This is a genomic window from Micromonospora sp. WMMA1949, from assembly GCF_027460145.1.
GTDB lineage: Bacteria > Actinomycetota > Actinomycetes > Mycobacteriales > Micromonosporaceae > Micromonospora.
Map to the genome: position 1 here is coordinate 4,961,887 of NZ_JAPZBG010000001.1, position 14,168 is coordinate 4,976,054.

The 14,168-nt window shown below is 69.4% G+C and carries 11 protein-coding genes and 1 pseudogene; 3 read left to right on the plus strand and 9 right to left on the minus strand.

All coding sequences use genetic code 11. The features are described 5' to 3' along the window. Positions 1-75: 75 nt before the first annotated feature. From O7607_RS23325 to O7607_RS23345, 5 genes are all read right to left on the minus strand, one after another. The gene (locus O7607_RS23325) at positions 76-906 is read right to left on the minus strand and encodes an ABC transporter permease subunit (protein WP_269705313.1); all 831 of its coding nucleotides are present in this window, start codon (positions 904-906) and stop codon (positions 76-78) included. Then, positions 903-1,862, minus strand: a complete 960-nt coding sequence (locus O7607_RS23330) for an ABC transporter ATP-binding protein (protein ID WP_269705314.1) — start codon at positions 1,860-1,862, stop codon at positions 903-905. The genes O7607_RS23325 and O7607_RS23330 overlap by 4 nt, the downstream gene beginning before the upstream one ends. Before the next feature lie 95 nt (positions 1,863-1,957). Next, positions 1,958-2,374: a VOC family protein gene (locus tag O7607_RS23335; protein ID WP_269705315.1), complete on the minus strand. Its 417-nt coding sequence runs from the start codon at positions 2,372-2,374 to the stop codon at positions 1,958-1,960. A gap of 128 nt (positions 2,375-2,502) precedes the next feature. Further along, positions 2,503-3,279, minus strand: a complete 777-nt coding sequence (locus O7607_RS23340; protein WP_269705316.1) for an alpha/beta fold hydrolase — start codon at positions 3,277-3,279, stop codon at positions 2,503-2,505. A gap of 122 nt (positions 3,280-3,401) precedes the next feature. Further along, positions 3,402-4,214, minus strand: a complete 813-nt coding sequence (locus O7607_RS23345; RefSeq protein ID WP_269705317.1) for an AfsR/SARP family transcriptional regulator — start codon at positions 4,212-4,214, stop codon at positions 3,402-3,404. Positions 4,215-5,423: 1,209 nt separating this feature from the next. Between O7607_RS23345 and O7607_RS23350 the strand changes: the two genes are divergently transcribed. Both O7607_RS23350 and O7607_RS23355 read left to right on the plus strand, forming a co-directional pair. Continuing rightward, the gene (locus tag O7607_RS23350; protein WP_269705318.1) at positions 5,424-6,338 is read left to right on the plus strand and encodes a helix-turn-helix domain-containing protein; all 915 of its coding nucleotides are present in this window, start codon (positions 5,424-5,426) and stop codon (positions 6,336-6,338) included. A gap of 429 nt (positions 6,339-6,767) precedes the next feature. Then, entirely contained in the window at positions 6,768-8,162 is a 1,395-nt protein-coding gene (locus O7607_RS23355) for an NDP-hexose 2,3-dehydratase family protein (RefSeq protein WP_269705320.1), read from the plus strand. A 79-nt stretch (positions 8,163-8,241) separates the two neighbouring features. Here O7607_RS23355 and O7607_RS23360 read toward each other — a convergent pair whose 3' ends face one another. The 3 genes from O7607_RS23360 to O7607_RS23370 form a co-directional block, all read right to left on the minus strand. Next, entirely contained in the window at positions 8,242-8,907 is a 666-nt protein-coding gene (locus tag O7607_RS23360; protein ID WP_332367318.1) for a sulfotransferase family protein, read from the minus strand. Between the two features lie 36 nt (positions 8,908-8,943). Next, entirely contained in the window at positions 8,944-9,390 is a 447-nt protein-coding gene (locus tag O7607_RS23365) for a carboxymuconolactone decarboxylase family protein (protein WP_269705324.1), read from the minus strand. Between the two features lie 68 nt (positions 9,391-9,458). Then, positions 9,459-10,178 carry a gamma-glutamyl-gamma-aminobutyrate hydrolase family protein gene (locus O7607_RS23370; protein WP_269705325.1) on the minus strand — a complete coding sequence of 240 codons (720 nt, stop codon included), beginning with the start codon at positions 10,176-10,178 and terminating at the stop codon, positions 9,459-9,461. A 525-nt stretch (positions 10,179-10,703) separates the two neighbouring features. On the opposite strand from O7607_RS23370, the gene O7607_RS23375 reads away from it, so the two are divergent. Next, positions 10,704-12,479, plus strand: a complete 1,776-nt coding sequence (locus O7607_RS23375; RefSeq protein WP_269705326.1) for an FAD-dependent monooxygenase — start codon at positions 10,704-10,706, stop codon at positions 12,477-12,479. Between the two features lie 137 nt (positions 12,480-12,616). Here the strand turns inward: O7607_RS23375 and hemG are convergent. Continuing rightward, a pseudogene (gene hemG, locus O7607_RS23380) lies at positions 12,617-14,155 on the minus strand (protoporphyrinogen oxidase); the annotation flags it as partial. Positions 14,156-14,168: the final 13 nt, after the last annotated feature.

The following is a 14,168-nucleotide window of genomic DNA, read 5'->3' on the forward strand; positions in this document are numbered from 1 at the left end:
GCTTCCGGCCCGTCTCTGCAGCCCGTGTGCCCACGGCGTCGCGCGACGCCGTGGGCACACGGGTTCCGTCGTCGGTCAGGCGTCTCGGCGCTTGAGCAGGACAGCTGCGAGCGCGAGCAACGCGGCGGTCCACAGGCAGAACACTCCGAAGCCCTGCCACGGCGTGAGCAGATCGCCGGGGAGCTTCGTGGCCTGCCCGATGAGGATTCCGGCCTCGGTGGGCAGGTACGCGTGGGCGTACTCACCGACCTTGCCGGGCAGCAGCTGGACCAGCGGAGCCAGCACGAGCACGAACATGATCACGCTGGTGATGCCGGCCGCGGTGCGCCGGACGATGGCGCCGATGGCGAACGCGAACAGGCTCAGCACGGCCAGGTACAGCGCCGTGCCCACCACGGCCCTCGCCACACCGGGGTCGCCCAGCGAGACGTCGACCTTGCTGGCCAGCATCGAGGCCCCGACGAAGAAGGAGGCGAACGCCGCCACGAGACTCACGGCCAGGACCAGCAGGCACAACACCACGGCCTTGGCGGCGAGAAGCGGCATCCGCCGCGGTACGGCGAGGAGGCTGGCACGGATCATGCCGGTCGAGTACTCCGACGCGATCGCCATGACACCCAGGACGCAGATCGCCGGCTGGCTGATCAGGAAGCCGCTGCCGAGGATGACGGCGGCGGGATCCGAGGCGGCCAGGGCCCGGTCGCTCTCGGTCATCTGATCCCACGAGGCGACGGTCAGGCCGACGAACAGCGCCGTGAAGGCCGGATACAGCACCGCGAGCAGGGCGAGCGACCATCCGGTCGACCGCACCGACTTCAGCTTCGTCCATTCGGAGAGCATCACCTGGCCGAACCCGGAGCGACTGGCCACCGGTGTCGTGGTGACGTCAGCAGTGGCCGTGGTCATCGGGCAGCTCCTCGGGAGTTGGGGGCGACGGTTTCGCGGGTGGATCCGGTGCCACCGGTACCGGTGTACTCGACGCTCTCGCGCGTCAGTTCCATGAACGCCTCTTCCAATGTGCTTCGCTGCGGCACGACCTCGTGCAGGACGTGCCCCCCGGCGGAGGCGATCTCGCCGATCCGGGCCGCCGTCATGTCCTGGACACTCAGTTCGCCGTCGCCGTTGCGGGTCACCTCGCCGCCCTCACGCGTGATCGCCTCGGCCAGCAGGTCGGCGTGCGGGCTGCGGACCAGGACCGTGTGCTTTCTGCCGCGTTCGATGAACTCCTGGGTGGGGCAGTCGGCGACCAACCGGCCGCGTCCGATGATGATGAGATGCTCGGCGGTCACCGCCATCTCGTTCATCAGGTGGCTGGAGACGAACACGGTTCGCCCCTCGGCCGCCAGTTTCCTCATCAGGGTGCGAATCCACAGGATGCCCTCAGGGTCGAGCCCGTTGACCGGCTCGTCCAGGATCAGCACGGACGGGTCGCCGAGCAGGGCGGCGGCCAGCCCGAGACGCTGCCCCATACCGAGGGAGAAGCCGCCGGCCCGCTTGCGTGCTACCTCCGTCAGCCCGACGAGGTCGAGGACCTCGTTCACCCGCTTCTTGCCGATGCCCTGCGACTGGGCGAGGCAGAGCAGGTGGTTGTACGCGCTGCGGCCGGGGTGCACGGCCTTGGCCTCCAACAACGAGCCGACGACGGTCAGCGGCGTGGCGAGTTCGTGGTACTGCTTGCCGTCGATGGTGGCGTTGCCGCCGTCGGGACGGTCGAGGCCCAGCAACAGGCGCATCGTCGTCGATTTTCCGGCGCCGTTGGGCCCGAGGAATCCGGTCACCTTGCCGGGGCCGACGGTGAAGGACAGATCCTTCACCGCGGTCTTGTCGCCGTAGCGCTTGGTAAGGTTCCTGGCTTCGATCATCCGTTCCGTCCTGGATTAGGCGATGAGTGGGACAAAGCGAGGGAGTCGGAATCAGTCGCGTTCGCATTCGCCCCGGGAACAACGCTCCCGAGCAGTCATCGGGAACGCGGTTGGGCGAAACGCAGCGCATTGCCGGCGGGATCCTGGACGGCGCAGTCGCGAACGCCCCAGGGCTGATCCGTCGGTTCCTGCGTGACCGTCGCTCCCGCTTCGCGGAGGCGCTCGAACGTGGCGTCGCAGTCGTCGGTACGGAACACGAGACCGGGCAGCAACCCCTTCGCCAGAAGGCTTGCGAGGGCCTGCTGGTCGGCGGGCGAAGTCTCCGGATCGACGACAAGGGACTGGAGGACGATGTCGGCGTCAGGCTGTGCGGCCGAACCGAGAGTCACCCAGCGCAGTCCCTCGAACGCTATGTCCTTGAGCACCTCGAAACCGAGGACATCCCGGTAGAAGGCAATTGCCTTCTCGTGGTCGTCCACGGCGACGAAGCACTGTGAAACCTTGACTCCCATGCGTGTCACGCTACTGACAGACGGTGCCCGGTTGCTTCTCGATTCCTGACGGGTGTCGGGCCGATCCGGACGGGAAGGCCCGTGTGCCGACGGTTCCATAAGAGCGTCCTTCCGTGCGCCGGTGAGCCTCAGGCCTTGACGAATTCGACCAGGACCCGGGCGAGGGTTTCGGTCTCCACCCGGTGCCAGGATCCGGGCAGTTCGCGTCCGGAGCCGTTGGGCAGGGCCTTCGCCGTCGCCTGCGCCGCCGCCCGCAGCCAGTCACTGGTGCCGTCGCTGTTGACGACCAACGTCTCCGTCCGGAGGGCCGCGAGCCGCTCGACCGGGACGTCGAAGTCACCGCAAATTGCCGTGTCGTACGCGAGCGTGTGGGCGTTCGCCTCGTTCGTCGCCCACAGCGGGCCCTGCCGCCACTGGCTGATCGCCTCGGGCGGCAGTCCCATCAGCACCGTGAGGAAGTACTCCGCCGCTTCGCCGCGCCTGCCGTCGGCAACAAGCGTCCGGAGCGCGTCGGCGGCGTCGAGGGGCGGCTTCGGGTGACCGTCGACCCGGAAGTACGGCTCGTGCAGTGCGAGCTTCGTGATCGCCAGACCCGCCATCGCCGCCTCCAGCGCGAGGTTCGCGCCGCACGAACCGGCGAACACCACAGCGCTGCCGCCGGCCTCCTCGATCACCGCGGCGAGATCCTCGATCTCGCGCTCGACCGCGTAGACGGGCGAGTCACCGCTCTGCCCGCGTCCTCGGCGGTCGTAGACGAACGTGGTGCAGTACGGTGCCAGCTCGGGCACGAGGGCGTCGAAGATCGTGTGATCGCGAAACGCGCCGTTCAGCAAGACGATCGGTGGCCCTTCGCCGGCTCGTCGATAGGCGATCGTCGTACCGTCCCGCGAAACGACCTTGCGCATGGCGCTCTCCTCAGTGGGCCCGCACGGATGAATCCGCAGCCAACGTGCGGCTGGCTGGTTGACGTCCGGTCGAGGAGCGGTCGTGCCTGACGCGGTCCGGATCGCCGCGCCGGCGGCGAGGTCTACGAGGCGATGGCGGTGACGCCGCCCTCCAACCCCGGATCGCCGGCGAGGATCGCGGCCAGGAGTCGTTGCACCCGCGGGCCTGGTTCGACGCCGAGCTCGTCGTTCAGCACGGCACGAAGGCGGTGATAGACCTGCAGCGATCGACCGACGTGGCCGGCGCGGTACATGGCTGTCATCAGCAGGGCACAGAGGTTCTCGTTCATCGGATTCCGGGCCGTCAGGAGCGTCAGCTCGGCCAGCAGGTCGGAGTGCCGCCCGAGAGCGAGGTCGGCTTCGATCCGGCGTTCCAGCGCGCCGAGCCGGCTCTCCTCCAGCGAAGCCGCCTCGATCTCGAGTATCGGCCCCATTCGGACGTCGACCAGTGCCGAGCCGCGCCATACCTGCAGCGCGCGACTGAATTCATGGGAAGCCCGGCGGTGATCGTCTGATTCGGCCGCTTCGCGACCGGCGACGAGATGGCGGGTGTAGACCTCGACGTCCGTTTCGCAGGCGTGGTCCTCGAGCAGATAACCGTTGTGGCGGGTGCTGATGATCTGCCGTGCCCGCAGATTCCCGCAGCCGGCGGCGGCAAGAGCGTTGCGCAGCTGCAGAATGTACGTCTGCAACGTGGTGGCGTGGCTTCGTGGTGGGCGGTCCCCCCACAGTTCTTCGATAAGTGTCGGCACGGTGACGACGCGGCCCGCATTGAGCGCGAGAAGAGCGAGAACCTGTCGTTGTTTCGGTGCGCTTGCCGTCACCGCCGTCCGGCAGAAACGTAGGGACAGTGGGCCGAGCAGCCCGATACTGAGTGGCTTCTGATTCTTCTCCATATAATCTCCTGCCCCGTTTCGGATTGCTGTGGCCGAGCTCTCCGTCGTGACATAACAAATGCTTGACTGATGCGTCTTCGGTACACAACGATTTTATTCACGCGAATGTGAAAATAGGCGCGATTGGGGCACAAGGCCCGGCTCGGCGCCGATGGTAACGGGTGCAAGTTTTTTACTCGATGAGTCTCCCCCTACAAGATCGAATAACTGGATTACTGCACGCGATTACGCATTGTGGTGTGATCCGGTGGTCCCGGGGAACTGCGGGTTTATCGTACCCGACCGCTTACCTGATGCGCTGCAAAAGTTGGCGTGGGATCGCGTAGCCGGAGGCTGAGCTGCGAGAAGCCGATGTGTCGAGATTTGGGACGCGTCCTCTTTAGACTGCTTCGACGGACTCGGCGCCCGCCGGTTCCCGCGCTGCTGCCGGGGTGCGGCCGGCGGCCTCCGGGGGCCGCGTCGAAGCAGCGGAAAGCGCCCGCTCGGGCCAGCTCGCGGCGAGCCTCATCGGTGCCCGGTCCGCGTCGGTGCAGGCCGTGATCCACACCGGTGGCGTTCGTCACAACTGCTCGTCAGGTGCCCTGGGCAACCGAATTCGCGCCAGGCGGCGGGTCGGCCGACGAACCCGGCGGCGACCGCGTCGGAGGGCCGGCGGATCACGGTCTGCAACGTCCGCCCCGCTTCCGGCCGCATCGCCGGGCCGCCGCAGCGACTTCGCAGCAGCGTCGTTTCCGGGCCGGTTCGACTTCCGGGAAGACCAGCGCCGGGTTCCGGCGAATAGGAGGACGAGCCGCGCCAGGAATCGGGCGGTAACCGGTGACCCTGTCGCGCGAACCGGGCCGGTTCGCTCCTCATCTCCGCAGAGCCACGAATTGTCGCGGGCCGTGGTCGGTCGATGATGCTGCTCCGACCTGATGCGCCGCATGGAGGATCTGGTGAATGGGCCGGCGAAAGGCGTGCCACCGATCATCGATGCCGCCTTCCGGTTCGAGATCCGACGGATCCATCATTCGCCGCGCCGCACCGTCGTGTGAGGGTGGCGCGGAGTGTTGCGAAGATTCGCCGGCCGGCTGTCCGGGCCGGCGCTGCCGAGCGGAAATGGCGGGCGTCCTGGCTCGCGGCCCGGCCTCACGTCGGCGGTCCCGGGGTGCCGAATTGGTTTCCGGCGCTTCAGGTCCGGGATTTGCTGCTCGGAGCCGGGCACCAGCGGTGCTCGAGCTGATCCCGACGGCCCGAGGGGATGCTGACGGCTGCCACGGATGTAGTGAGGTGCCCATGGAAAATGCAGTCGAACGTGCCGTCGAGTATCTCTGGAAGCACTACGACCGACCGCTGTCGCTGACCGAGGTGGCGGAGAGCGTCCGCCTGAGCCGTTTCTACTTCGCCCGCCTGTTCCGGGACACCACCGGAATCACCCCCGGGCGCTTTCTGGCCGCCATTCGCATACACCACGCCAAACGGCTCCTCATTGACACGTCGATGCGGATAACCGATGTCTCCGTGTCGGTGGGTTACAACAGCCTGGGATCGTTCAGCAATTGCTTCACCTCCAGCGTCGGCCTGTCACCCGGCCGTTTCCGGCGTCTGTCGCAGATCGACGGCATCGAGCTGCCGGGCGCGTTGCCGACCCCGCACGGTCCCTCGGGCGCGGTCGCGGGGACGATCAGCCTGCCGGAGGGGCACGGGAACGCGCGCGTGTATCTGGGCGCCTTCCGGACGCAGACCGTGAAGCACCCGGCGGCCGCCGCGGTGATCGTCGACGTTCCCGGTGGCCGGCCGGCGTGCTACCGCCTGCCGCACGTTCCCGAGGGCACCTGGATCGTGCACGCGGTGGCGGTGGCCGACGGCGCCGGACTCGACGCGCGGCGGCCGCACGCCCCACTGGTCGGAATGCACCCGTCGGTGACGGTGACCGCAGGTGGAGTGACCAGCGCCGCGGTCCGTCTGCGTCGCCGCCGGCCGATCGACCCGCCGGTGCTGCTCGCCCTGCCCGACCTGGTGCCGCCGCCTGCGCCGGCACCGCTCACCGGGTGCCCGGCCGTCACGGCACGCCAGGCGCCGGCCGCGTGGCAGGAGGATCGACGTGGGCTGGCGCTGGCCGCGCCCCGTCCCGGGTTGTCGTAGCGTGCCCCGTCGGCACGAACACGGCGTAAGGTGCCGCTTTCAACTGCGAATATTGATGCAGTTGAACGTCACCGAGCCGGGACGGCGGTGCTCCCGGCCGGTCGGGACACGGCCCTCCCTCAGCGGAGAGGGCTCGCGCCGATCCGGCACCTCATCGAACCATGCTCGGCGCGGCCCGGTCCGTCAAGCCCGCGGCTTCCTCTGTCGGCGATCGAGTCCGGCAACCCGGGGGGCAACGTGGAGGATGCCGGCCGATCGCGGGCCACTGCACTATGGCCGAGACACAGACGGATTGCCCCATCGGGACTGTCTCTCCGCGGCCCGTCGCACAGCGGTGGGGAAAGGGCTGGGGCCACCACTGCCCAGCGGCCTTCGCATCGTCGGCACCGCCGCAAGCGGAACACGCGAGCCAGAAAGTGGTGATCGACCGTGACCTCAGCCGTACTGCTCAGACCTCGCTCCGGCACCGCCCTCACGGAACGGCTGGCGCGTTCGGCGGCAGCGACCGAGGGCGCCGGCATCAAGACGGCCGACGTGCCGGGCTGGCTGGCCGCCGAGACGGTGGCCTGCGGTACCAGGGTGCGCCGGATTCCCTTCGCTGAGCTGGACGGGTGGTCGTTCAGTCCGACCGGCGGGAACCTGCGACACCGCAGCGGACGCTTCTTCTCCGTCGAAGGCCTGCATGTCGCCCGGCCGGACATCGGCACCGAGTGGCAGCAGCCGATCATCGTGCAACCGGAGGTCGGCATCCTCGGCATTCTGGCCAAGGAGTTCGACGGGACGCTGCACTTCCTCATGCAGGCGAAGGTGGAGCCGGGCAACCCCAACCTGGTCCAGCTGTCGCCCACCGTGCAGGCGACACGTAGCAACTACACGAAGGCTCACGGCGGGGCGGCGGTGAAGTACCTGGAGTACTTTCTCCGTCCCGATCCCCGGATGGTGATCACCGACGTGCTGCAGTCGGAGCACGGTGCGTGGTTCTACCGCAAGCGCAACCGCAACATGATCGTCGAGGTCGAGGACGACGTGCCGGTCGACGAGAACTTCCGGTGGCTCACCCTGGGTCAGCTCGGACGGCTTCTCCAGCACGACAACGTCGTGAACATGGATGCGCGGACCGTGCTGGCTAGCGCACCGGTGATGTATCCCGAGCACCAGGCCCTCTCGTCCGACGTCGAGTTGCACTCCTGGATCACCGGTAAGCGGGCACTCCACGAGGTCCGGGCCCGCCGTATCCCCCTGACCGAGGTGGCGGGCTGGGTCCGGGACGAGTACACCATCCACCGGGAGGACCAGAGGTTCTTCCAGGTGCTGGCCGTCGCCGTGGAGGGAGCCAACCGGGAGGTCCCGAGTTGGAGTCAGCCGCTGTTCGAACCGGTGGCCCAGGGCGTCGTGGCCTTCGCGTACCGCGCGTTCGCCGGCGTACCGCACCTGCTCGTTCATGCCCGGGTCGAAGGCGGATTCCTCGACACCATGGAACTCGCGCCGACCGTTCAGTGCGTCCCGGCGAACTACCTCCACCTGCTGGCCTCGCAACGTCCGCCGTTCCTCGACGTGATGCTGGAGGCACCCCAGGACCGGATCCGGTACGCCGCGATCCACTCCGAGGAGGGCGGACGGTTCCTCAACGCCGAGAGCCGCTACCTGGTCGTCGCCACCGACGAGTCGACGACGCCGGCCGAGCCGCCGCCCGGCTACCACTGGATCACTCCGGGCCAGCTCGGATGGCTCGCAGGTCACAGCCGCTACGTCAACGTCCAGGCGAGGACGCTGCTCGCCGTCCTCACCAGTCGTGCCGTCGACATCGGTCAGGGCTGCTCGTGAACCGGCCCGCAACGGGTCGTACCGGTCGGTGAGGCAGAGCCGCGACTGGCTCTGCCTCACCGACCGGTACCGCCGTGTCTCAGCGGGCGGCGACAGGACCCTTGCCGTCGCCCACCTGCCGGATGGTCCGGCGCATCGACTCCCTGTCGTTGGCGCGCGGGAAGTCGTCCTCCGGCACCTTCACCCCGAGGAACGCGCACAGGGGCTCCCATCCCTGCTTGACGTCGTAGACGAGAAGGTTGTCCGGCTCGACGGAGTTGACGACCTCCTCGTTGTGCCTGCGGAAGACCTCGATGGCGTGGTCCTTGTCGGCGAACCGTCCACCGAACAGGCCGTCCCACACCATCGTGCTCACGAGGCGGTGCACCCGGGCCGGCATGGAACCGGCCGGCGGGCGGTTCTCACTGTTCCGCACGGCGAACTGGTACAGCGTGTCGTGGGTGCTGCGGTACCACTCCTCGCCGTCACGGATGGTGAGAACGACCTTGGCCTCCGGGAAGGCCCGCACGATCTGCTTGTAGTAGATGGAGCTGGGGCCGTCGACAGCTGAGGTGAAGCCGTCGAAGAGGGCCGGCCAGTCGGGCTGCTGCCCGTCACAGACGACCTTCTCCCACTGGCCCAGGCGGTGCGGATCGCTGACGACCTCGAACATGTGGTAGCAGGGCCCGTAACCGAGACGTTCCAACGCGACCTTCAGCGACGTGGTGCCGGTCCTGCCCAACCCGGTGTTGATGAGCCGCAACAAAGGAGTTCCCTTCTTCAGTGGTTCGGGTGCCGTGGCTCAGCGCCAGTCACCCGGCGCCTGCCGGGTGGACACGTTGACGCAGTTCCACATGTTGACGAGGCCGATGTGCAGGATCAGCGCACCGAGTTCCGGCTCGGTGAAGTGCCGGGCGGCGTCGTTCCAGACGGCGTCCGGCACCGGGTCCTCCTTGTCGTTGAGGCGCGTCGCGGCCTCGGCGAGCGCCAGGGCGGCGCGTTCGGATTCGGTGAAACAGTCGGCGTCGTGCCAGGCGTCCACCTTGTGCAGACGTTGATCGATCTGGGCCGCAGCGTCCGGATCGGTGGGCAGGATGTTGACCCGGCCGTTGATCTGGCTGACGCGCATGCGGACCAGATCGAGCGTCCGCACCGGCACGCCGATCTGGTTGATCGCCTTGGCGAGGTCGAGCAGCGGCAGCAGGGCGTCCGGCACGACCAGTGAAGGGTTGTTCATCCGCGGTGCCATGGCATTCTCCTGGGGATGGGGGCGGCTCTTTCGGGGAACGGGGAGAGAGATCCGGATCGCCCGGTGCGTCACGGATGCGAGGCGCGAGCGGGGAGCCGGCCTTCACGCTCTCGTGACGAGGCGGATCGGCCCTTGCGGGCGGCGCCGACGAGCGCATGGTGCAGCCGTTCGTCGTCGTCCTGCCCGGCTTCCCACTGCACCCCGAGGACGAACGGATGCGCTGCCGCCTCCACCACCTCGGCGACACCGTCCGGCGCCTCGGCCGTCACCGTGAGGCCCGTGCCGACCCGGTCGATTCCCTGATGGTGGTGGCAGCGAGCCTCGGGGACGTCGTTGCCCAGCACGCCGTCGATCGCGCTGCCGGCATGCAGGTCCAGGCGGGTCCGGCCGAGGGTGAAGGTCTCGGTCTCGGGACTGTGCCCGTCGTGGCCGACGAGTTCCGGCAGGTGCTGGTGCAGCGTGCCTCCGTGCAGCACGTTCAGGAGCTGCATGCCGCGGCAGATGGCCAGGACGGGCAGGCCGGCGTCGAGCGCGGCCTCGATCAGGGCCAGCTCGACCCGGTCCGCCTCCGGGCTGCCGCACCGGGTCCGGGGATGACGTTCCTGTCCGTACAGCGCCGGATCCACGTCGGGGCCGCCCGGCACCAGCAGTCCGTCGAGCTGGGGCACCGTGCGCTCGGCGCCGGACACCAGCGGCACCAGCAGCGGGATGCCGTCCGCCGAGGCGAGCATGTCCACGTGGGACTGGAGCGCGAGGCTGACGGTTGTCTGGAGGCCCTGCACGGTCACCGGAACCGTTCGTGCGCTGATTCCGATCACGGGACGCGCGGGGCCTTCCCGCCTCTGCGCATAATTGTTGAAGGATGAGTTCATGGACACCCTCATAACTTCCGGAAATCGCCGTTCCAGGCGGTTCCGCCGCACGGGACGATGGTGCGGCGAATGAGGTGGGGAATCATCGGACGATGGCGGGCCGGCGACCATCGCGGCCGACCGTACAACGGTTCCTCGGCCACTCGCAACCATCGCCGGCGGCTTCGCGGGAACGCTACGAAATGGGCCGTCGCCCGGTGGCGACCGAGCCGGACCGCCGTCGTCGCCGATCGTTCAACTGAGGCGGCACGCGGGCGGAAACCGCTGTTCAGCGGCGTGCTCGGCTCACCGCGGCGCCGTGGCGTCCATCGGTCCTTGACCGGGACTAAAGAGGCTTTCGTCAAACTGCGAGGCGTCCGTGCGGGTCCGGCGTAGCGGTTCGATGTCCGTCGCGACACCAGCGCGTCACGACCGGTACAGTCATCTTCCGGAAGGACGGCAATGGCAACAATCGAGGTCCCGGTTCTCATCGTCGGCGGCGGTGGATGCGGCTTGTCCGCATCTGTCTTCCTCTCCGACCACGGCGTAGGTCATCTGCTGGTGGAACGGCACTCGGAGACATCGAGAATGCCGAAGGCGCATTATCTGAACCAGCGCACCATGAGCATCTTCCGTCAGCACGGGCTCGACGGCGAGGTGGCCGAACTCGGGGCGTCGATCGAGGAGTTCGGAAAGCTCCGGTGGCTGACGTCGCTCGGCGGCGACCGGCCGCTCGACGGCATCGTCGTCCAGGAGATGGACGCCTTCGGCGGCGGTGAGCTGCGCGAGACCTACGAGGTGGCCGGGCCGGTCATGCCGGTCAAGCTGCCCCAGGTCCGGCTGGAGCCGATCCTGCGCCGGCACGCCGAGCAACGCAATCCGGGCCGGATTCTGTTCAGTCACGAGCTGGTCGGCTTCGCCGAGAAGGGCGACCGGGTCGTGGCCGAGGTCCGCAACGTCGACACCGGTGAGGTCACCACCGTCGTGGCGCGCTACCTCGTCGCGGCCGACGGCGGCCGCACGGTGGGCGCCGCGCTCGGCGTACGGATGGAAGGTCTTCCCGGTTTTCTCCAGGTCACGACCGCGTACTTCACCGCGGACCTGTCGCCGTGGTGGCAGGAGGGCACGCTCCTCACCCACTTCCTCAACCCCTACGACCCCGATCTGTCCAGCAACCTCATCGAGATGGGACCGACCTGGGGCAAGCACTGCGAGGAGTGGGTCCTGCACTTCCCGCCGGGCGACCCGGAGCGCTTCCCGCCGGAGACGATCGTGCCCAAGATCCGCGAGGTCCTCGGACTGCCCGAGCTGGAACTCACGCTGCACCACGTGACGAACTGGGCCGTGGAGTCCCTGGTCGCCGACCGCTACCGGGTGGGCCGGGTGCTGCTCGCCGGCGATGCCGTGCACCGGCAGCCGCCCACCGTCGGCCTGGGGCTGAACACCGGGATCCAGGACGCGCACAACCTCGCGTGGAAGCTCGCCGCGGTGCTCGGCGGCGGGGCGAACGACAGGCTGCTGGACACGTACGAGGCGGAGCGGCACCCGATCGGGCGGCACAACGTCGACTGGGCGGTGTCCGCGGCCCTGCACCACCACGCGATCCTCGAGGCCATCGGCCTCGGGCAGCACACGCCGCAGCCGCGCCGCGACAGGTCGTTCGCCGCGCTCGTCGACCCGTCTCCGCTCGCCGTCGCGGCGCGCGCCCGGTCGGCGGAGATCTTCGCCACCCACCGGGGTGGGTGCCAGGCGCACGACGTGGAGATCGGCTTCGCGTACGAGGAGGGAGCGGTCATCCCCGACGGCAGCCAGCCGCCGCCGCGGGAGCCCCTGCGGGACGTGTACCACCCGACGACGCGGCCCGGCCACGTGCTGCCGCACGCGTGGATCGAAGGTGGCGGCCGCGTCCTGTCCACCCAGGACCTCACCGGCACGTCGACCGGCTTCGTGCTCATCACCGGCCCGCAGGCGGCACCCTGGCAGGAGGCGGCCGCGGAGGTTGCCACCAAGTTCTCCGTCCCGATCGTCACCGCGTCGATCGGGGCCGGCGGGGAGTACGTGGGGACCGACGGCCGGTGGCAGGATGTCCGGGAGATCACGGATGAGGGCGCGATCCTGGTACGGCCCGACAACCACGTCGCGTGGCGCAGCATGGGCGCCGCCACGGATCCCGTCGGGGACCTGGCCGGTGCGATCGGGCGCCTCCTCGACAGCCAGCCGGGGCCGGCGCTCAGCTGACCTCTCTCTCTGCCACGCCCGGACCATCGGTCCGGGCGTGGGTCGTTGTGCCGGCCGACGTCAGCGAGCAGTGCGCACACAACCGGGCCGGGGTGGCAACCGCCACCCCGGCCCGGCCGGGGACTTCGGAGGAACGATCAGGAGGAGGCCGCTGTCGCGGCGGTCCTCGGGAGCACGGCGAGCACCTGGTCGACGGCCTTGCGCGCGTCGGCGATGCACGTGCCGACGCCGACCCCGTCGTACGCGGCGCCACACACGGCGAGCCCGCGATGAGCGGTCAGCGCGGCACGCAGCCGGGCCGTCCGGTCCAGATGACCGACTGTGTACTGCGGCAGTGCGCTGTCCCACCTGGTCACCCGCGTCGCCACCGGGGCACCCACGGCGCCCGTGGCCTCGGCCACCTCGGCGGCGGCCAGCGACGCGAGGTCGGCGTCGTCGCGCTGCAGCAGCGTCTCGTCGCCGACCCGTCCGATCGAGCACCGGAGGATCTCCACCTCGCCCGCCAGATGCGGCCACTTCACCGTCGAGAAGGTCACCTCGTTCACCGCCCGCCCGTCCACCGCCGGCACGCGGTACCCGCAGAACCCGCGTGCGGCGAGACCGCCGGGGAACGCTCCGCGCGGGTAGGCCAGCGTGACGATCCCGACGCTCGCGTACGGGATCTCCGCGAGCTCGGCGGCGGCCGGGGCGACACCGGGTACCCCGGCCAGGAGCCGGCCGGCGGGCCCGGCCGGGGCGGCGACGATCACCGCGTCCGCGGTCAGATGTTCCGTCCCGGCGGCGGAGGAGACGGTGAGCCGCCAGCCGTGTTCGCCGGGGGAGAGGGCGGTGACCTCCGCGCCGGTCCGCAAGGTCGCTGCCGTCGAGTCGGCGCGCACCGCCGCGGCCAGCACCGTGGCCAGGTTCCCGAGGCTGCCGGTCAGGGTGCCGATGCCGGTCGGAGGCTCCTGCCCGTCCGGGGGCGGCGGCGGGATGAGCGAGGCCGCCGCCCTGGTCAGTGACGGGTGCTTCCGGGACGCGTTGGCCAGGGGAGCCAGCATGGCCTCGAAGGACAGCTCGTCGGAGCGGCCGGCGCACACGTCGCTGAGGAAGGGATCGACGAGACGGTCCAGCACCTCGCGGCCGAGTCGCTCCGAGACGTACGCCGCGACGGAAACGTCGCCGTTCCGCTCGGTCGGGGGCAGATCGACGTCCCTGCGGGCCCGGGCCACGCCCTCCGCGGAGACGATGCCGGAGCGGGCGAGCGCGTCCATGTCCGACGGCACGCCCATGAACTGGCCGGCGGGCAGCGACCGGAGTGCGCCCCTCGTCCAGATCGCCGTGGCGGTGGCGCCGGCCAGGACCAGCTGGTCGCCGAGACCGGCTGCGGTGAGCAACCGGGTTGTCTTGGGACGCCGCGCGTACAGCCCCTCGGCCCCCTCGTCGACGGTGACACCGGCCACCTCGGACGCGGCCAGCTTCCCGCCGAGCCGCGACGACGCCTCGAGGAGGGTGATCCGTACCGATGCCTCGCGAAGGTAGAAGGCTGCGGTCAAACCCGCGACGCCGCCTCCCACGATGACCACGTGTGGCACCCCGTCTGCCCGTTCCGGTTGGTTGTCCACCATGTCGCCTGCTCTTTCGTCGGTGCGATGTCCGTGGCAGTTTCGCCGAGGCCCGGTGAATCCCGGTCGAGCGCGGGTGGACCCG